The 17,562-nt window shown below is 67.2% G+C and carries 18 protein-coding genes; 9 read left to right on the top strand and 9 right to left on the bottom strand.

All coding sequences use genetic code 11. The features are described from left to right. Positions 1 to 46: 46 nt before the first annotated feature. Together NATOC_RS02355 and NATOC_RS02350 are read left to right on the top strand one after the other, a co-directional pair. Positions 47 to 313 (top strand): hypothetical protein, encoded by a 267-nt coding sequence (locus tag NATOC_RS02355; RefSeq protein WP_015319811.1) that lies wholly within the window; start codon positions 47 to 49, stop codon positions 311 to 313. After that, positions 313 to 675, top strand: a complete 363-nt coding sequence (locus tag NATOC_RS02350) for a hypothetical protein (protein ID WP_015319810.1) — start codon at positions 313 to 315, stop codon at positions 673 to 675. The genes NATOC_RS02355 and NATOC_RS02350 overlap by 1 nt, the downstream gene beginning before the upstream one ends. A gap of 56 nt (positions 676 to 731) precedes the next feature. Here NATOC_RS02350 and NATOC_RS02345 read toward each other — a convergent pair whose 3' ends face one another. Then, on the bottom strand, positions 732 to 926 hold the full coding sequence (locus NATOC_RS02345; RefSeq protein WP_049888873.1) for a DUF1328 family protein: 195 nt from the start codon (positions 924 to 926) through the stop codon (positions 732 to 734). Positions 927 to 1,001: 75 nt separating this feature from the next. After that, entirely contained in the window at positions 1,002 to 2,852 is a 1,851-nt protein-coding gene (locus NATOC_RS02340) for a bacterio-opsin activator domain-containing protein (protein ID WP_015319808.1), read from the bottom strand. A 105-nt stretch (positions 2,853 to 2,957) separates the two neighbouring features. Between NATOC_RS02340 and NATOC_RS02335 the strand changes: the two genes are divergently transcribed. Continuing rightward, positions 2,958 to 3,143 carry an HVO_0649 family zinc finger protein gene (locus NATOC_RS02335; protein WP_015319807.1) on the top strand — a complete coding sequence of 62 codons (186 nt, stop codon included), beginning with the start codon at positions 2,958 to 2,960 and terminating at the stop codon, positions 3,141 to 3,143. 66 nt (positions 3,144 to 3,209) lie between these two features. On the opposite strand, the gene NATOC_RS02330 is transcribed toward NATOC_RS02335, so the two are convergent. Continuing rightward, positions 3,210 to 5,090: a rhomboid family intramembrane serine protease gene (locus NATOC_RS02330; RefSeq protein WP_015319806.1), complete on the bottom strand. Its 1,881-nt coding sequence runs from the start codon at positions 5,088 to 5,090 to the stop codon at positions 3,210 to 3,212. 115 nt (positions 5,091 to 5,205) lie between these two features. Here NATOC_RS02330 and NATOC_RS02325 point away from each other — a divergent pair, with 115 nt between their 5' ends. Next, positions 5,206 to 6,303: an archaeosine biosynthesis radical SAM protein RaSEA gene (locus NATOC_RS02325; RefSeq protein ID WP_015319805.1), complete on the top strand. Its 1,098-nt coding sequence runs from the start codon at positions 5,206 to 5,208 to the stop codon at positions 6,301 to 6,303. A 46-nt stretch (positions 6,304 to 6,349) separates the two neighbouring features. Here NATOC_RS02325 and NATOC_RS02320 read toward each other — a convergent pair whose 3' ends face one another. The 3 genes from NATOC_RS02320 to purS all read right to left on the bottom strand — a co-directional run bounded on the left by NATOC_RS02320 (position 6,350) and on the right by purS (position 10,669). Beyond that, the gene (locus NATOC_RS02320) at positions 6,350 to 9,553 is read right to left on the bottom strand and encodes a PAS domain S-box protein (RefSeq protein ID WP_015319804.1); all 3,204 of its coding nucleotides are present in this window, start codon (positions 9,551 to 9,553) and stop codon (positions 6,350 to 6,352) included. Positions 9,554 to 9,677: 124 nt separating this feature from the next. After that, a complete protein-coding gene (gene purQ / locus NATOC_RS02315) occupies positions 9,678 to 10,358 on the bottom strand; it encodes a phosphoribosylformylglycinamidine synthase I (protein WP_015319803.1) in 681 nt (226 codons plus the stop codon). A 59-nt stretch (positions 10,359 to 10,417) separates the two neighbouring features. Next, a complete protein-coding gene (gene purS / locus NATOC_RS02310; protein WP_015319802.1) occupies positions 10,418 to 10,669 on the bottom strand; it encodes a phosphoribosylformylglycinamidine synthase subunit PurS in 252 nt (83 codons plus the stop codon). A 75-nt stretch (positions 10,670 to 10,744) separates the two neighbouring features. Here purS and NATOC_RS23255 point away from each other — a divergent pair, with 75 nt between their 5' ends. Beyond that, complete coding sequence (locus NATOC_RS23255; RefSeq protein ID WP_394296441.1) at positions 10,745 to 11,266, top strand: hypothetical protein; 522 nt, start codon at positions 10,745 to 10,747, stop codon at positions 11,264 to 11,266. Positions 11,267 to 11,565: 299 nt separating this feature from the next. On the opposite strand, the gene NATOC_RS02300 is transcribed toward NATOC_RS23255, so the two are convergent. Next, complete coding sequence (locus NATOC_RS02300; protein ID WP_015319801.1) at positions 11,566 to 12,642, bottom strand: PAS domain-containing sensor histidine kinase; 1,077 nt, start codon at positions 12,640 to 12,642, stop codon at positions 11,566 to 11,568. A gap of 134 nt (positions 12,643 to 12,776) precedes the next feature. On the opposite strand from NATOC_RS02300, the gene NATOC_RS02295 reads away from it, so the two are divergent. Next, on the top strand, positions 12,777 to 13,007 hold the full coding sequence (locus NATOC_RS02295) for a hypothetical protein (protein ID WP_015319800.1): 231 nt from the start codon (positions 12,777 to 12,779) through the stop codon (positions 13,005 to 13,007). Positions 13,008 to 13,036: 29 nt separating this feature from the next. On the opposite strand, the gene NATOC_RS02290 is transcribed toward NATOC_RS02295, so the two are convergent. Beyond that, positions 13,037 to 14,353, bottom strand: a complete 1,317-nt coding sequence (locus tag NATOC_RS02290) for an acetamidase/formamidase family protein (protein ID WP_049888625.1) — start codon at positions 14,351 to 14,353, stop codon at positions 13,037 to 13,039. Between NATOC_RS02290 and NATOC_RS02285 the strand changes: the two genes are divergently transcribed. Both NATOC_RS02285 and NATOC_RS02280 read left to right on the top strand, forming a co-directional pair. Then, positions 14,352 to 14,537 carry a hypothetical protein gene (locus tag NATOC_RS02285; RefSeq protein ID WP_049888624.1) on the top strand — a complete coding sequence of 62 codons (186 nt, stop codon included), beginning with the start codon at positions 14,352 to 14,354 and terminating at the stop codon, positions 14,535 to 14,537. The two genes, NATOC_RS02290 and NATOC_RS02285, sit on opposite strands and share 2 nt — an antisense overlap. 40 nt (positions 14,538 to 14,577) lie before the next feature. After that, the gene (locus tag NATOC_RS02280) at positions 14,578 to 14,985 is read left to right on the top strand and encodes a DUF2267 domain-containing protein (RefSeq protein WP_015319798.1); all 408 of its coding nucleotides are present in this window, start codon (positions 14,578 to 14,580) and stop codon (positions 14,983 to 14,985) included. A 137-nt stretch (positions 14,986 to 15,122) separates the two neighbouring features. Here NATOC_RS02280 and NATOC_RS02275 read toward each other — a convergent pair whose 3' ends face one another. After that, on the bottom strand, positions 15,123 to 16,163 hold the full coding sequence (locus NATOC_RS02275; protein ID WP_015319797.1) for a formyltetrahydrofolate deformylase: 1,041 nt from the start codon (positions 16,161 to 16,163) through the stop codon (positions 15,123 to 15,125). A gap of 180 nt (positions 16,164 to 16,343) precedes the next feature. Between NATOC_RS02275 and NATOC_RS02270 the strand changes: the two genes are divergently transcribed. Beyond that, the gene (locus NATOC_RS02270) at positions 16,344 to 17,540 is read left to right on the top strand and encodes an NAD(P)/FAD-dependent oxidoreductase (RefSeq protein WP_015319796.1); all 1,197 of its coding nucleotides are present in this window, start codon (positions 16,344 to 16,346) and stop codon (positions 17,538 to 17,540) included. Positions 17,541 to 17,562: the final 22 nt, after the last annotated feature.

Genomic DNA, 17,562 nt, shown 5'->3' with positions numbered 1-17,562 from the left:
CCGTCTGACCGACGAGGTTTATTTTCCCGGCGGTCCAACGGGAGGTATGGCAGAACGAACGCGGGTCGAACGCTCCTTCCGGGGCATCTCCGAGCGACTCGCGAGACGATACCTGACGAACCTCGGCGGAGAGCGGGTCGACGAGGAGACCGTTGCGGGCGAGGACTGGACGGCGACGATCTCCTCCGAGACCGTCGGCGTCGGCCCGTCGTTGACGCTGACCGAGGTGACGGTCGTCTTCGAGGGCGACCCCGACGCGCTCGACGGCCTGGTCGAGGACTTCGCCCAGAAGGCGATGCGCGCGGGTGGCTGATGGCGGGGGAGCCAATCGAGGGACAGATCCTGTTGCTCGCCGCCGCGAAGTCAAGCGTCACACCCACCCAGCTTCCCGATCTGGTCGATATCGTCCAGAAGCGGCTGGCGAAAGAGCGCGAGCGCTACCGTCGCCGGTACGAACGGCTGTACGAGGACGACGACCTCGAGGCGTTCGCCGTCGAGACGGGCCACTGGGCGGAGCTCGGCGACGAGTTGGGGATCGACGACCGCGATCTCTCGGCCGTCGAGCGCGCCCACGAGGAGCAACTACTGCGTATCGGCCGTCGAACGGACCGCGAGGACGAGTTCGAGACCGCCCTCGAGATCCGCGAGCCGGTTGTGATCGGAACCGACCGGTAGCCCGACACTCGCTTCTGTGTCTCCCTCGTCACCGGCGACGATCGCCGGCGCCGTCCTCACAACAGGAGTGCGATCACCGCGAGGACGATGAAGATCAGCACGAAGATCCGCGCGATCTCCATCGAGACCCCCGCGACGCCGCCGGCGCCGACCGCGGCGGCGACGAGCGCCAGAACCATGAAGATGACTGCCCAGTAGAGGAAGTCGACGCCGCCGAGCTGGAGCGGAACCGCGGTTGCGAACTCGTACATAGCAGTCGTCTCGACGCCGACCCGCATAAACGTCGGTGCAGCATGTGCCGATTCGGACCATAACGACCGCTCGCGCTAGTCGTCGCCGAAGAAGGCCCGACAGAGCTTCGCCTCCGCGCCCCGGAGGTGTTCGTGGAAGGTCGGCCGCGAGACGTCCATCGTCCGGGCGAGCTCCTCGCCGGTCGTCGGACGGGGCCACTCGAAGTAGCCCGCCAGATACGCCCGCTGTAACGCGGTGAACTGACGGTCCGTGAGCGACTCCTCGAGCCGCGAGGCGAACTCCTGTCGGGACCGGCCCTCGCCCTCGCGCTGGTGAAAGGAGACAACGTCGGTCCCGTCGTACCGGTCTTCGATCGCTTCGACGACCGAGCGGACGTTCGCCGACCGCGGAATCTCGAGCGAGAGGCGGGCGCTGCCGTCCTCGCTCTCGATCGAGATGGTCCGGACACCGCGGTCCGAGAGCCAGCCGACCGGATCGTCCTCGTCGTGGAGTTCGACCAGACAGCTTCCCTCGTGTTCGACCAGCACCTCGAGGGAAACGGCCGGGAGCTCGGCCGCCGCCGTCCGGAGCGCCTCGGCGGTCGTTCCCTCGACCGTGAACAGCGACGCCGTTCCGTCGCCGGTTCGGTGGACCGACCGCCGATACTCGAAGCGGGCGTCCGTCGCCGCCGACAGCGCAACCGGCGCAAGCGCCGGATCGGTGAGATCGACGTCGACGGCGACGACGGCGTCAGTCGCGAGCGTGCGACTGGTTTCGCGGGCGTTGACACCGCTCGCGATCGTTCGGGCGAGCGCCGAGAGAATCACCGACTCCCGGTCGTCGATGGTCCGGCCGCAGTCGGTCCGGACCGTCAACACGCCGTAATCGATCCCGTTGTACCGCAAGGGGAACGAGGCGCGGGTCGTCTCGCCGTCACCGTCGACGGCGACGGCGTGGCTCTCGAGGGCCACCGCGGCCGGGTGGTCGTCGTCGATCGAGGACGCATCGAGGGAGACGCCCGCCCGTTCACGGACCTCGATGCGCTCGGTCGCCGGATCTCGTTCGCCGATCCAGGCGCCCTCGTAGGCCTCCTCCGTAACGATGCGCTCACAGACCACAGCCTCGAGCTCCCGGCGAGAGGTCGAGCCCGCGACGACGTCGGTGACGTCCTGGATCAGTCCCTCGATCCGCTCGAGGATGTACTCGAGCTCTTCGGTTCGACGTTCGAGTTCGAGCTCGGCCTCCTTGCGGGCGGTAACGTCGTTCTGGAAGCCGACGTAATGGGTCAGTTCGCCTGCGTCGTTACGGACCGGCGCGATCGTCACCTCGTTCCAGAACCGGGTGTCGTCCTTGCGGTAGTTGACGATCTCGACGGTGACCGGACGTTCCTCCTCGATTCCCGCCCGCATCTCCGCGACCGCGTCGGGATCGGAGTCCTCGCCCTGCAGGAGCCGACAGTTGCGGCCGACGACGTCCTCGTAGTCGTAGCCCGTGATTTCCTCGTAGGCCTCGTTGATGTAGACCAGCGGGTTGTCCTCGCGGCTCGGATCGGAGATCGTGATCCCCACCGGGGCCTCGTTGATCGCTCGATCCTTGACCGACCGATCGCTCGCGGGCGGATCCTGATCCTCGGGCGGTTCGAACACGATCGTCGCCCCCTCCGCCCCCCGGTGAACGCGGGCGTCGTACGCCGCGGTTTCGAGAGAGACGTGCCGAGCCGTCCCGACCGTCGTCTCGGTCAGTGCGTCCTCGATTCGGCTCCAGTAGGCACCGAGGACCGACTCCGGCTCCCGGGGAAGTGACTCCGCCGGAAACCCGAACTCGGTCCGGGCGGCTCCGTTCGCGAACGTAATCACCCCGTCGGTCACAGCCACCACCGGATCGACGAACCGCTCGAGGACGGCCGTCCCGTTCCCGGGCTCGTGCGTCCCGCTGACACTATCCATGCTCTCCCGTACGGAGGCGATCCCTAAGAACCATGCCGTCGAAGCCGCGGATCTATCAGCGAAATCGTAATGAATGTTATAGCATACCGCGATAAATGGTATCATATGTCACCACACCAGTCACCGTTCGAACGGCTGCGGAAGAAGTTCGACGACTCGGAGCTGCGATGTCGGCACTGCGGCTACCGCGACGACAGCGGCTGGAACGTCTCGACGAGCGGCGATTGGGTGGAGTATCGGTTCGTCTGTTCGTCCTGCGATGCCGTCGAAACCAGAGAGATGCGGCTCTGATCCTCTCGGTCGGCACCGGGTCGTCAGCGCTCCCGCCGCGGGCCCTAGACGACACCGTTCGACGGGTTACGGCTCCTCGATTTCGTCCAGTTCTTCCGCCGCTGTCTCGGCCGCGTACCGTTCCTGCGTGGCGATCTGTACTTCCGTTTCGTCGGTTTCGACGACCACCCGTTCGACCCCGTCGAGTTCCTCGGTCGAGACCTGGAGATCGCCAACCGTCGCCGTCTCGTTGGCCGACGGAATCGCCGTTTCGCCGACGTCGGCACCGTCCTCGGTGACGCGGAGCAGGAACGTCTCCTCGTCGGGCACGACGTGGAACGTCTGCTCGTCGACCGTTGCGTGGGCTCGAACCGGGTCGGAGGCGAACGACCGTGTCGTCTCGTCGTCGATCTCGAGGTCGACGGCGTAGGCCGTCTCGTTTCCGACGACCTCCCAGCCGGTTCGCTCGACGTCGACCGTTTCGCGCCAGCCGAACCCGCCGACGTCGACGCTGCCCTCGCCGGCGTACTCGAGCAGATCGGATCGGACGGAGACGGTCGAAATCTCGCGATCGGCGTTGACGAGGACCACCCCGTCCCGCCGGGTTTCGGACTCGTTCGTGTCGACGTCGACGACCGAGTCCTGGCCAACCGTCACGTTTTGCTCGTAGGTCACGGCGTACCCCTCGACCTCGACCTCGCCGGTTCCCGGAACGGCGTCGTCGACGACCGTCAGACCGAACGGGATGCTCGGCACGGCGACCAGCAGCGTCAGCACGCCCAGACAGGCGATCGCCGTCTGGCGCCGGGAGAGCGGACTCGAGAGCATCCGGTCGGGAACGACCGACGGCAGCGCCGGCAGCGCGAGCAGCGTCGCGACCAGCAGCACCACTCCCAGCCCGAAGAGTACCGGCTGGTCGCCCACGAGAAGCCCCACGGTACCGACCAGAACGGCGAGCACGAGGACGGCGAGCCACGCGCCGGCGAGTCGACGCCGGGTCGCCCGCTCGATCGGCACCACCCGCGGGAGCGGGCGATCGCTACCCGTGACGGCGACGGTGGTGCCGATCGCGAGCGAGAAGACGAGCACGACGCCGGCACCCCGATAGAGGGTGAACACGTCCTCGGCGGCGGGCAAGACGAGCAGCCAGAGCGACTGGACGAGTCCGAACAGAGCCGTCGCGAGGACGAGACGTGCGGGGGTTGGGCGACGGGACCGACGCCGCAGGAGAGCGATACCGAGGAGCACCCCGACCAGGAATCCCAGCAGGTGGGCCTGAAAGCCGATCCCGGCCCACTCGGGCGGCGCTGGGGGTCCTCGTTCAACGGCCTCGCGAACCACCGGCTGTGTCAGGGCGTCGTACAGCAACTGGAGCCCGCTGGATGCAAGTACTGCGACGATAGTAGCGAGCGGGTACGTGACGAGGGCAAAGCCGGCGATGGCGAAGACCGCTCCGGAGAAGCCGAGTCCGGGTCCGAGCGAGAAGAACGCCGTCAGATACGCGGCGGCGAGCAACGCGGCCGGAAACGCGACGACCGCACGGAACCAGGGCCGCCCCAACAGCCCAGTGTCGTCGCCGTTCGCGTCGGTTGCAGTTCGACGTGTGGGGTCGTGTCCCCACGCGTACTCCGCGATCGGGGCGAACGCGAGCGTCCCGGTCATGTTCGCCACCAGGTGCTCGGGCGAGCCGTGGGCGATACCGGCGGTAAGCCAGCCGAGCGGGTAAAGATACGACCAGGTAATGAACGGGTAGGTCAGCGGCTCGCTCCAGTGTCGGAGCCCGCCCTGGGCAAACAGGTAGAACGCGACAACGATTCCGACGGTGAGAAGCGTTCCCCACGGAACGCCGTAAACGAACCTGTCGGCGACGAGCGCCCGCCAGCGGTCACGTCCCCCGTAGCGCCACGTGAACCCGATCGCGACGAGAACGAGCGCCCCGAGAGCGACCTGTGTCGGTCCGATGGGCATCGTCCGTTCGTTGTGAGACCGACGGTGTAACTGTTCGGTCCGGGCACGGCGTTGTCATGTGCCTGTCGACGGTCCAGACGAAGGCGCTTTAGGCACCGGGCCGCTTTCTCCGATAATGAGTCACCCCACGCCCGAGGTCTACGAGCAGGGCAAGGGCATGGACGCCCACAACCAGGTCATGCGGGAGATCCGCTCCCGGAAGGAGGCCAGCTACGACCCCCACGAGCCCACCCGTGTCTGGGTGGACGAGGACAACACTCCCGACGGCGTCAAGCAGAGTCTGACGATCATCCTGAACACCGGCGGCTGTCGGTGGGCCCGCGCCGGCGGCTGTACGATGTGTGGCTACGTCGCCGAGAGCGTCGACGGCGGCAGCGTCTCTCACGAGGCACTGATGGACCAGATCGACATCTGTCTCGACCACGAGGCCGACGAGGCCGACGAGCCCGCCGACCTCATCAAGATCTACACCTCCGGCTCCTTCCTCGACGAGCGTGAGGTCGGGGCCGAAACCCGACAGGCGATCGCCGATACGTTCGCCGACCGCGAACGGATGGTCGTCGAGTCGCTGCCGGATTTCGTCGACCGCGAGAAGATCGCCGACTTCACCCGTCACGGCGTCGACACCGACGTCGCGATCGGGCTCGAGACCGCGACCGACCGCGTCCGCCACGACTGCGTGAACAAGTACTTCGACTTCGCGGACTTCGAGGACGCCTGTGCCGAGGCCGCCGCGGCCGACACCGAGGCGAGCGAGGCCGCCGCAGGGATCAAGGCCTACCTGCTGATGAAGCCGCCCTTCCTCACCGAGTCCGAGGCGGTCACGGACATGATCGCCTCGGTCGAGCGTTGTGCCGCCGTCGAGGGCTGTCACACCGTCTCAATGAACCCCTGTAACGTCCAGCGGTACACGATGGTCGACGACCTCTACTTCGAGGACGGCTACCGGCCGCCGTGGCTCTGGTCGGTCGCCCACGTCCTCCGCGAGACCGTTGACGTCGACGCCATCGTCGTCTCGGACCCGGTCGGCCACGGCTCCGACCGGGGCCCACACAACTGCCAAGAGTGTGACGACCTCGTCCAGAAGGCGATCAAGGACTTCGATCTGCGCCAGGACCCCTCGGTGTTCGAGCAGGTCTCCTGCGAGTGTGAACGGACCTGGGAGGTCGTGATGGAACGCGAGCGGAGCTTCAACCAGCCGCTGACCCGATAGCGCCTGTTTTCCGATCGCCCCGTCGCCTGGAGCGGCGACGGCCGGACTACTCGGACGCGGACCGATCCGACGCCGGTCCGATCGCCTCCGGATCGGCCCGCGGTAGTTCGATCCTGACGACGGTCCCCCGGGGCTCGTTGTCGGCGAACGCAAGCCGTCCGCCCGCCTGCGAGACGACCCAGTTAGCTAACCAGAGCCCCAGCCCGCTCGCGTGTCGCAGCTGCGTGATCTCCCGGTCGTCGCTGAGCAGTGCCCGTTCCTCCGGGGGGATTCCCGGTCCGTCGTCGACGACCGACAGCACGACCAGGTCCTCCTCGGGTCGCTCCCGGAGCTCGAGGTCGACCGACGGCACCCCGTCGTGGTGTTCGACCGCGTTCTCGAGGAGCTGGTAGATCGCCGTTCGCAGGTCCGCGCTTGCGATGACCGGCGCCGACGTGGGAAGCGACCGCCCGAGGTCGACGTCGGGATGGACGTCCTCGAGGCGGTCGGCTGCCCGCTCGGCGAGCGCCGCGGCGTTGACCGGGCGGCTATTGGCGTCGCGATCGAGGACGCACTCTGCGGTGCGGCTCTTCTCGGCGAGCGAGGTGAGATCCCGCGACCGCTCGCGGATGGTCCGGACCCGAGCCGCGTCCGTCCCCTCGAGGCTTTCGGCGAGCAGCTCCGCACAGCCGTCGATGACGTTCATCCCGTTTCGCAGATCGTGGCGCAACACCCGGTTGAGGATCTCGAGGCGCTTGCGACGCCGGTTCTGCTCGGTGACGTCGGTGTAGAGGCCGAACGATCGGCCGTCCGACTCCTCGAGCTCGATCGGCACGAGCTGGAGGACGAACTCGCGAAAGCCGTCGGCGGTGCGTCGTCTGACCTCGGTCTCGACGACCGTCCCCTCGTCGACGCGAGGGTCCCGCTCGGCGGGCGTGTCGCTCGTTCCGGGCGGAACGACGAACTCGTCGAGTGGTTCCCCGACCAGCTCCGCCTCCGCGTAGCCGAAGACGCGTTCGAACGCGGGGTTGACCGCCTCGATTATCGGTTCGCCGTCACAGTGGCGCAGACTCACGACCGCGTCGGGCACGTTCTCGAACAGCGCGGCGAACCGGTCGCGCTCGCTGCGGAGCTTCTCTTCGGACTCGAGCTGATCCAGCTGGTCCACGGCGTGTGAGAGCAACAGCTCGACCAGTTCCTCGTCGTGGCGGTCGAACGCCCCCCGCTCCCTCGCGGCCGCCTGGAAGACGCCGTGGTCGCCGACCGGGGCGCTCAGAATCGAGCTGTAGGCGTTCGCGTCCTCCATGGCGTCGTCACACCGATCGACGTCGTCGATCCGGTAGGTCCGTTGTTCCCGGTAGGTCCGTCCCGCGACTCCCCTCTCGACGTCGATCCGCTCGACGTAGTCCGCGTCGTCGAGCTGTGAGGATAGCGCGACCTTCTCGAGAGAGTTCCCGACGATCCGATCGACGACACAGACGTCGAAGTTCAGGACGTCCTCGGCCGTTTCGACGACCAGCTCGTAGATCTCCTCGGGGGAGTCACAGTCGTCCAGTCGGGAGGCGACCTCGTGGAGGCTCTCGATTTTCGCGCGTCGGTCACGGAGCTCGCGTTCCATTCGCTTGCGGTCGCTGATGTCGCGGACGACGCCGACCGCTCCTTCGGGGTCGCCGTCCCGACACAGCAGCCGCGTCGTCGCCTCACAGGGGATTCGCTCTCCGGTTCGAGTCGAGACAGTCACCTCGTCGGTCGCAGTGTCCGCAGCGCCCGGCTCGAACTCGTCGACTCGCTCGCGAACTCGAGCGACGCTCTCGTCGGTCAGCACCGACGAGAAGTGCCGACCGAGAAGCGCCTCCCTGTCGTACCCCGTCACCGACGCAAGCATGTCGTTGACGGCGACGAACCGACCGTCGCGGTCGACCGCGTAGATACTGTCGCCGACGGCCTCGACGATCGTCTTCGCACGTTCGAGCTCGCGTCGCCGGGCCGTCCGATCGAGGGCCGTTTCAGCCGCCGCGGCGAGGACCTGGACGAGAGAGACGTCCGCGGCCTCAAGCTCCCGGCCCGCGACCGAACAGACGGAGACGACGCCGTGATCGCCGAGCGGGTAGACGACAGCGTTTCCGAGGGGGTACTCGAGGAAGTACGGGAGCCGTTCGGTCGTGGCGTCGTCGACCACGATCGGCTCCCCACGGTCGTAGGCCTCCCAGAGGAGTCCGCTCCCAGGGTCGATCGGTCGCCGGGCGATGCTGTCGTCAGCGAGCCGGGAGGCTGTCGCCTCGAGTTCGAGTCGGTCCGTGTCCTCGGCGGCGAACCAGACCCCCGCAAGCGACCGATCGAGGACGCGCTCGATCGCCTCCATGATGATCTCGGCGACCTCGTCGGGAGAGGACGTTCCGACAAGCCGCCGCGTCGTCTCCTGGAGCGCCTCGAGCGCGTTCGCCCGCTCGAGGTCGTCCGTCACGTCCCGAACGAAAGAGAGAACGCGGACGACCTCGCCGTCCTCGATCAGCGGCGTGTTGATCCACTCGCAGGTGAGCTCGGTGCCGTCGGCTCGAACGTTCCGGTTCACCGTCCGGAACGACTCCTCGAGGTCGGCCTCGACGAGCAGTTCCCAGTGGTTCGCAACCTCGGTTCGATCCCGTTCGGCGACGACCAGATCGAACGCGGACTCGCCGAGCGCCTCGGCCGGCGCGTAGCCGAACAGCTCGGTGGCAGCCGGGTTCCAGCTCGCCGCCTCGAACTCGCGGTTCCACTCGACGATCGCGAGCGGGGACTGTTCGACGAGCAACTCGAGACGGCTCGAGCCGCCGTTCGGGCTCGAGTCCCGACACTGCGCTCGATCGCCGCTCTCGTCCCGGTCGTCCGCGGCGTTCCGGCCGGCCCCGTCCTCGTGGCGTTCGTTCGAGCCGTCCCCGATCAGCCCGTCGAGACGGGACCGAAGCGTTTCGAGCCCCTGGGATCGCGGGACGTAGCCGTCGGCGCCGGCCGCGATTACTTCGCCCGCTAGCTCCTCGCTGCCGGTCGCCGGAAAGACGACGACCGGGAGTTCGGGACGACGACGCGCGATCTGCGAACAGAGTTCCGGACAGGTCGTGTCGGGGACCGCGTCGGTCGCGACGACGCAGTCGGCGCTCTCGAGTCCCGCCAGACAGTCGGCGGCCGTCTCGGCGACGGCGACCGTGACCGCGTCGGTGACGTCTTCGAGCACGTCCTCGACGTTCGGCGGGAGGGGCGTCCCGACACAGACGACGTGCGTTGCCGTACCCATAACCCGTTCCCGCGACTGGCCGATATCGCCCGCCCGGTCGATCACGGGCGAGTCGGCGTCGACCTATACTATCGCGATACTGTTCAGAAGACAGACCAGTATGCCGATAAAGCTATCGGCCAGTTCAGGCGTCGGCGAATCCGCGAAGGATCCCCTGCCCGTCAGTCGGACCGACGTCGGGGAGGGTCGCACGCTCGGGATGGGGCATCAACACCGCGACCGTCTCCCGCTCGCCGAGCAGGCCGGCGACGCCGCCCTTCGAGCCGTTCGGATTCGCGCCCGCGCTCACGTCGCCGTCGGCGTCGCAGTACCGAAAGAGGACGCGGTCGTCGTCCTCGAGTTCGGCCAGGCGATCGTCGGGAATCTCGTAGCGTCCCTCCCCGTGGGCGATCGGCACCTCGATGACCTCACCTTCCTCGTAGGCGGCCGTCCAGGGCGTATCCGTACGTTCGACGCGAAGGAACACCGGTTCACACTGGAACCGGGCGCTCTCGTTGGTCGTGAACGCTCCCTCGGTCAGCCCCGACTCGCAGCCGATCTGGGCGCCGTTACAGATTCCCAGAACGGGCGTTCCGTCGGCGGCAGCTTCCCGAACCTCGGCCATGATCGGCGAGCGCGCGGCCATCGCTCCCGCACGGAGGTAGTCGCCGTAGGAGAACCCGCCCGGGAGGACGATCCCGGTCGTGTCGGCAGGGAGGCCGTCCTCGTGCCAGACGATCTCGGCGTCGATCCCCAGGTGAGCCAGTGCGCGCTCGGCGTCGCGGTCGCAGTTCGAACCGCCGAATCTGACGATCGAGACCGTCACAGTCGCCACCCCGCGGTGTTGCGACCGACGGTCTCGGTCGTCGTGATCGAGACCGTCATCTACCGCTCGTCGACCTCCACGTCGTAGTCGTGGATGGTCGGGTTCGCGAGCAGTCGTTCGGCCATCTCGTCGGCGCGCTCGCGGGCGTCCTCGTCGGAGTCGGCCTCGAGATCGATCTCGAAGCGGTCGGCCGATCGCAGCGCCTCGAGTTCGAATCCCAGCCGCTTGAGGGCCTGTTTCGTGGTCTCGGCCTCGGGGTCGAGGACGCCGCGTTTGAGTCGAACGGTCACCGTCGCGGTGTAGGCCGTCATTATCCGTTACCCCGTATCCGTGCTCAAAAACGCTTTCGGCTTTCGTTTTGAATCCACGTTCGTGGATAGGGAAGAATCGAAAACGAGACGGCTGCACAGCGGGCCGGGACCGCTCCGGATCGGCGGTCGACTTTCAAAATTGAAAGGGTCGGTTACCGCTCGACGACTCGCGGGGTCGAGCAGATCACGGAGGCCCACGTCGACGAGGCGCGGGCGTCGCTCGAACGGAGTCGTATCGTCGACGGCGTTGCGGGGCTCACCCAGCAGGGTCATCTCGTTCTCTACGCGCTGGTGATGCTCCACGAGGAGGGCGACACGCCGACGCGGGCCCGGAATATCCAGGATCGCTACGAGATCGTCTGCGATCGGGCGGCGGCCGACTCGCTGGTTCTGCGCCGGATGCGGGATCACCTCAACGAGCTTGCGATGCTCGGAATCGCGAGCCGGGTGGAACGGAACAAAGGCGAGGTCGGCGGGCGGTACTACGAGTACTCCCTCGATACGAACCCCGACCTGTTGCTCGAGGCGCTCGACGAGACAGTGGACGTGGTGGGGATGACCGAGGCGATCGAACACCACCTCGATCGCGGCGCCTAATCGGCGACGACGGCGATCGTGGCGTCTGCTCGGTTCGAGCCATCAGTCGACTCCGAGGACGCGACACCCGCTCCTTCTCACCCACACTCGATCGAGCTCGGACACTGGACGTAGTGGGGAGGAGAGCAACGTGAGGCCACGCGAACCGGTTCGGGAGACACTGGACACGATGGGGTACACCGGGTCGCGGAGATGATAGATTCGAGACACCGGACACGGTGGGGTGTCTCGTTCTCGAAGACACTGGACGAACTGGGGTCACGCCGAACGGGGCGAGCCCGGCGTCGCGACCGTCGGCGTTACTCGGCGTCGGGTAGCGTCACGAAAAACGTCGACCCCTCGCCGGGTTCGGACTCGACGTCGACGGTCCCGCCGTGGCGTTCGGCGATCCGCTGACAGAGCGCCAGCCCAATCCCCGTCCCCTCGTACTCCTCGCGGCTGTGGAGCCGATCGAAGACGTCGAAGATCCGGTCCTGGTCCTCCGGGTCGATCCCGATCCCGTTGTCGCTGACCGCGACGATCCACTCGCCGTCGCTTGCCTCGGCCTCGACGCGGATCCGCGGGGGCTCCTCCCCGGAGTACGTGATCCCGTTCTCGAGCAGGTTCTGGAACAGCCGCCGGAGCTGGCTGCGGTCGCCCTCGACCGTCGGCAGCGATTCGATCGTGATCTCGCCGGCCTCGTCGTCGACGGCCATCTGGAGGTCCGTGCTGACCTCTTCGAGGACGGCCTCGAGGTCGACGGGCGCGAACGGATCTCCGCGGGTCTCGACCCGGGAGTACTCGAGCAGCCCCTCGATCATGTCCCGCATCCGTTCGGCGCCGTCGACGGCGAACTCGATGAACTCCTGGCCGTCCTCGTCGAGTTCGTCCTCGTAGCGGCGCTCGATCAGCCCGAGGTAGCTCGTGATCATCCGCAGCGGTTCCTGAAGGTCGTGGCTGACGGCGTAGGCGAACTGCTGGAGGCGTTCGTTCGACTCCTCGACGCGCTGTTCGCTCAACTTGCGCTCGGTGATGTTCCGGTAAGAGACGATCGCGTACAGCTCGTCCTCGTAGCGCGTGCGCCTGACGGTCAGCTGGAACCACCGCTGGGAACCCGTCGAGTGACATGGGTACTCGAGGGTGAACGTCTCCCGGTCGCCATCGAGGACGGCCCGAGCCCCTTCGGCCGCCTGTTCGGCGTGCGGACTGTCGCTGTGCTCACAGATCTCCAGGTAGTTGACGCCGACGCTGCCGACCGGTGGCTGGAGTTCGTTCTCCTCGGCGAAGGACTTCCACGCGTCGTTCGTACTCAGGATCGTGCCCTCGTCGTCCAGCACCGCGATGTTCGGCGCGAGAGTATCGAGGACGTGTGACCCCAGCCCCTCGGGTATCTCCATACGAATACGTCCGGCTGCGTGAGTAAATGCCGTTCGATCGCACCACCCGTCCGACGCCAGGCGGCGGTTCCAGCAGGTCGGTCACGGAAAAGTAACACTCATGCCACTCGATACGAAACGGGTGGTCGAAAGCGATGAGTCTCGTCAGTTTCGGTGGATCCCTCGCGGGTATCGCGTCCGGCAGTCTCCTCGCCAGTATCGTTCCGTTCGGCGTCACGGCGGTCGTTCTCTCGATGCTGGCGGTGTTTATGATCGCGATGCTGATACTGGCCGTCACGCCGCTGCTCTCGGAGAACCGATCCGCACAGCTGGGCACGGTCTCGAGCGAGGACCGCGCGACCATCGAGACCAACGAAGCCGACTGATCACGCTCGACGACCGAGCACGGGGTCGACTATGCGTCGAGGACGTCGTACTGGTCCCGAACGAGGTGGGCGATCCCGCGGTCCTCAAGGACGTCCATCGGCGCGAGCATGTCGAGCTGGACGACGCCGGGCAGTCGACCGATCTGGACCCCGCCGGTGAACGTACACCGCGAGCGCACCTCGCCCTCGCTCATCCCGAGCAGTGTGCCGGCGCGGTCGAAGGCGTTCTCGGTGGCGTCGTTGATCGTCGCGCCTGTCCCGACGACCTGGATCGGTCCCGTCTCCTCGAGCAGGTCGACGTCGTGGTCGGCGGCCAGCTCGCGTCCCGCCGCGAGCTCGTCCTCGCTGTACGGTTTGCTGATGAACGGCAGGTCCTCCTCGTTGGGCAGCAGGACGGGGCCGTCGATCTCGAGGTCCTTGATCACCTCGACGTCCATCCGCACCGTGCCGCTGACGTCGGTCGTGTGCAAGGAGAGTTCGCCGTCGCCCTGGTTGGCGTGGAGGTCGCCGACGTAGACGCCCCCGCCGTCGACTTTCACCGGGCAGATCAGCGTCGCGCCCGCGCGAACCTGCGGGATATCCATGTGGCCGTCGGTGCGAGCCTCGAGTTCGTCCTCGCTCTCGAGCCCCCAGTCGTGGTCGGTCTCGAGGAGGAACTGGCCGAAGTCGCCCGCGTTGTGGGAGTCGGGCAGCTCCACGGATGGCGTCGTTCCGACGTTGCCGATAAAGGGCCGCAGCCGACCAAGCGTGCCGGGCATCTCCGAGGGCGCGTACAGCAGGATCGGGTGCTGCCGGGAGTTGTCGGGAATGTCCATCAGCTCCGCGGCGTCTTCGGCGAGGTCGGTCGCGGCGTCCTCGTCGACCGTGATCCCCACCGTGTGATCCTCGTCGAAGACGACGGTGTAGCCGTACTCGAAGCCAAACGAGGAGGCGTTGGCGCCACACTCCGCACAGCGGATCGCGTCCTCACCCGTACCCTCGACGACCGATTCGGGCCACTCGGTGCCACACTCCGGACAGCGGTGGTCGACGAACGGGTCGTCGCCGAACGCCTCGGTTCGCTCGCGCATCGAGCCCGTACTCGTCGCGAGGCTCGTCACTTCGACGTCTCGGATCTTCAACGCGACGGCGTCGCCGACCTCGGCGTTCTCGACACGGATCGGTCGGGTGACCTCGTGACCGCCGCGAAACTCCGGTGTGATCATCGGGCCCCAGCAGCCCGGGGGTGTGTAGGTCTCGATCCGTCCGCCGTCGGCGACGGTCCCCGCCCACTCCTGGTCGGGGCCGACGAGCCCGAGCGTGTACTGGTCGACCGACAGCTCCTGTTGGACCTCTCGCTGTGCCATGGGTAAGAGTACCATCTGCGAAAGCATAAGCGTCGCAGTGACGCTCGCGCCAGTAGATCGGATCGACCTCGGCGCGTTCCTCGAGGATGTCGACGACCGGCACGGCGGCGATACCGCGACATCCGGTGACGCCGAGTCGCCGTTTGCCGACGGCGAGAACGATCATGAGGCGACTTGCATCTGAGGGCCGAACCCCGATACTGCTCACCGTGTAATCCTCGTCTATGCAGGAAAACGAATTCTACAAGCTCGTACAGGAGGCGAGTCACCTCGAGACGATCGATCGCGCACAGATCGCCAGCGAGGCCGTCCTCGAGACGCTGGGCGAGACGCTGACGGGCGGTGAGGCCGAGGACGTCGCCGCCCAGCTCCCCTCGGAGCTGGCCTCGATCGTCGAGGACGCCGACCACGACGGCGCCGGCTACGATCGCGAGGCGTTCGTCGACCGCGTCAGCAACCACCTCCAGGGAACCGACGTCGAGGATGGCGACGCCGAGCAGTTTGCCGACGGCGTCACCGACGCGATCGCGGCCACGCTCACCCAGGGCGAGCTTCAGGACCTGAAGGCACAGCTGGACGACGATCTCCACCCGCTGTTCGAGGGCGTGACGATCGATCCGAACGACGTCTAGACTGTCCCAACGAACTCGCGGCGCGATCGACGCGAGTCGCGGTCGCGCCGAAGCTGATCGAACGTCGGTGAGTAGCGGCGGCGTCGAAAACCGCGAGACCGTCCGCAACGGATACTGTCTCCCGAGACCTGGCGGCGTTAGCTCGCCGGCGGTTCCGGCTCGGTCTCCCGGTCGGCGTCGTCCTCGTCGTTCTCTTCTGGTGCCGCGTCGGCGTCGCCGTCAGTGATAGGGTCGGCGTCGGTGACGGCGTCGGCGATCCCGTCGACCGGTCGATCCGGGGTGAGCTCGTCCATCTCGTCGGGCAGCCCCAGCTGGTAATCACGCTCGTTCTCGCGGACGCTCGTTCGGCCGCGGTGGACCGAGACGTCGCCGTTCAGGTGGAGCCGCACCGCCTCGAGCAGGGCGTCGGCCTCGAGGGGCTGGCCCCGCCGCTTGATCTCCGCGAGGTCGGCGTCGTCGGGGACGTTGAACGCGCGCTGGGTGATGATCGGCCCCTGGTCGAGATCCGTAGTGACGTAGTGGGCGGTGACGCCCGCCACCCGGACACCCTCCTCGAGGGCCTGGCGGTAGGCCTCGGCGCCGGGGAAGGCGGGCAGCAGCGAGGGGTGGACGTTGATAATCCGGTCCTCGTAGCGGAAGACAACGTTCGGGCTGAGGATGCGCATGTACCGCGCGAGGACGATCAGGTCGGCGTCGTACTCCGCCAGCAGCTCGAGCAGCCGCGCCTCGTTCTGTTGGCCGTTCTCGTCGCCGATGTCGTGGAACGGCACGTCGTACCGCTGGGCGAGGGGTTCGAGGTCGTCGTGGTTGCCGATGACCACGCCGATGTCGGCGCCGAGCTCGTCGTTCGCCCAGGCCTCGAACAGCGCCTCCAGACAGTGGCTCTCGCTGGTACCGAGCACCGCGATCCGCTGGGTCTCACGGTCGGCGGGAAACCGGACCTGCACGTCGAGCCCGAGGTCCTCGCCGAGCTCGTGGAGGTCCTCCCGAAGCGTCGCCTCGGTACAGACCATTTCCGCGGTGTCGACGGCGAGGTTCATCCGGAAGACATCGTCCCGAACCGCCTGGTCTATGTCCTCGATATTGGCTCCGCGCTCGAACAGGAGGCTGGTCACGCGGGCGACCAGTCCGGTGTCGTCGTCTCCGATCACGGTGATCTCGGTCAGGTCGGTCGTCATCGAAGCCACCTCCGCTCGAGCGGTTGTCGAGTCATCGATATCGATCCCAGTCCCCGGTCGGCTAAAAGCTCCGCGAATCGGTGCTCCACGAGCCAGCCTTGCTATTCGGTCCAGATATAATACTATCTCTTAGTAACTTCTCACACAATATTATTAAACCTCGACACTCACCGATCCAGTATGAACGACTCCCTCGAGGTGGCGATCGTCGGGGCCGGCCCGGCCGGGCTCGGAACCGCGGTCGCGCTCGAACGGCTCGACGTCGAGTACGCCGTCCTCGAACGTGATCGGATCGGCGCCTCCTTCCGAAGCTGGCCCGAGGAGATGCGACTGCTGACGCCGTCGTTCCCCGCTAACGCCTTCGGCGTGCGCGATCTGAACGCGATCACGGTCGACACCTCCCCCGCGCTGGCGCTCGATCGGGAACACCCCACGGGCGAGCAGTACGCCGAGTACCTCGAGGCCGTCGCGGAGTTCCACGAGCTGCCCGTCGAGACGGGCGTCGACGTCGACTCGGTCGTCCGCGAAGGGGCCGACGAAACCGATGGGTTCGTCCTCGAGACCGACGAGGGACCGATCCGCGCCCGCTACGTCGTCTGGGCCGCCGGCCAGTACCAGTACCCCTCGAATGCCGGGATCGACGGCGCCGTCCACGGCACTCACGTCGCGGCCGTCGACTCGTGGGCGGGGTACGCGGATCGCGTCGCGAACGAGGACGGGTCGGCGGCTCGGGTTGCCGCCGACGGCGCCGGCGCAGCGGTCGACGGCGCGGCCGACGTCGTGGTTGTCGGGGGCGCAGAGAGCGGGATCGACGCGGCGCTGGGACTCGCCGAAGCGGGACGCTCGGTGACGGTGCTGGACGACGAGGGGACCTGGCAGTTCCGCAGTCCCGACCCGAGCGAGGTGCTTTCGCCGCGGACGAGCGAGCGCCTCGAGACGGCTCTCGAGGACGGCGCGCCGATCGAGCTCGTCGCCGACGCTCGCATCGAGGAGATCGGACGCGACGACGAGGGGTACGCGGTGACGGCGAGCGACGGCGACCGCTACCGCTCCCGGGTGTCGCCGATCCTGGCGACCGGGTTCGAAGGAAGCCTCGCGGTCGTCGAGGATCTGTTCGCGTTCGACGGTTCGTTCCCAGCGCTTACTGACCGGGACGAATCGACCGAGACGCCAGGCCTGTTCCTCGCCGGGCCGCAGGTCGCACACAACGGCCAGCAGTTCTGTTTTATCTACAAGTTCCGCCAGCGCTTCGCCGTCGTCGCCGAGGAGCTCGGCGACCGACTCGGGGTCGAGACGGGGCCGCTCGAGGAGTACCGGGAGAAACGGATGATCGTCGAGGACCTCGAGTGTTGCGAGCCGGACTACTGCGACTGCTGATCGCGGGCGTTTCGCTCTCGGC

This window comes from Natronococcus occultus SP4, from assembly GCF_000328685.1.
Lineage (GTDB): Archaea > Halobacteriota > Halobacteria > Halobacteriales > Natrialbaceae > Natronococcus > Natronococcus occultus.
This window is presented reverse-complemented; position numbering and strand designations above follow the sequence as displayed.